The following is a 652-nucleotide window of genomic DNA, read 5'->3' as shown; positions in this document are numbered from 1 at the left end:
CCACGGTGTGATTCATGACTGGGGTGAAGTCGTAACAAGGTAACCCTAGGGGAACCTGGGGTTGGATCACCTCCTTACCTTAAGATGTCGTGTTGTTGAGTGTTCACACAGATTGCCTTGATTCAAGTTTAGAGACAGTACACGAAGTGGGTCTGTAGCTCAGGTGGTTAGAGCGCACCCCTGATAAGGGTGAGGTCGGTGGTTCGAGTCCACTCAGACCCACCACTTCGTCCGCGATTATGGGGCTATAGCTCAGCTGGGAGAGCGCCTGCTTTGCACGCAGGAGGTCTGCGGTTCGATCCCGCATAGCTCCACCATAATCGGTACTGTATTTTACGAGAAGCAAAAGCCATGCATTGAGCCTTGACGTTCAATCTATGCCTTTGACTTCTTTATGAAGTTTGCTCTTTAACAATCTGGAAAGCTGATTTAAAAAGTAGTTCTCAAACATTTGTTACAAGTGCTTTGGAAACTTCTTGGCGAAAACCAAAATTTATTTTGGTCCTTGTTGTACTTCAACAAGACGCGTTGTTTCGACGACACTTCTTGGGGTTGTATGGTTAAGTGACTAAGCGTACATGGTGGATGCCTTGGCAGTCAGAGGCGATGAAGGACGTACTAACCTGCGATAAGCTGTGAGAAGTCGGTAAGA

The 652-nt window shown here is 47.2% G+C and carries 2 tRNA genes and 2 rRNA genes; all 4 read left to right on the top strand.

The annotated features are described in order from the left end of the window. Positions 1-77: ribosomal RNA gene (locus GWQ22_RS21745) — 16S ribosomal RNA — on the top strand; the annotation flags it as partial. A 71-nt stretch (positions 78-148) separates the two neighbouring features. After that, positions 149-225 (top strand) — tRNA-Ile (locus tag GWQ22_RS21740). Positions 226-241: 16 nt separating this feature from the next. Beyond that, a tRNA-Ala gene (locus GWQ22_RS21735) sits at positions 242-317 on the top strand. Positions 318-558: 241 nt separating this feature from the next. Then, positions 559-652: ribosomal RNA gene (locus GWQ22_RS21730) — 23S ribosomal RNA — on the top strand; the annotation flags it as partial.

Origin of the sequence: Aeromonas sp. 1HA1, assembly GCF_029237385.1 — a bacterium.
GTDB classification, from domain to species: domain Bacteria; phylum Pseudomonadota; class Gammaproteobacteria; order Enterobacterales; family Aeromonadaceae; genus Aeromonas; species Aeromonas popoffii.
The sequence above is the reverse complement of the archived record's forward strand: the minus strand, read 5'-3'. Positions and strand labels throughout refer to the sequence as shown.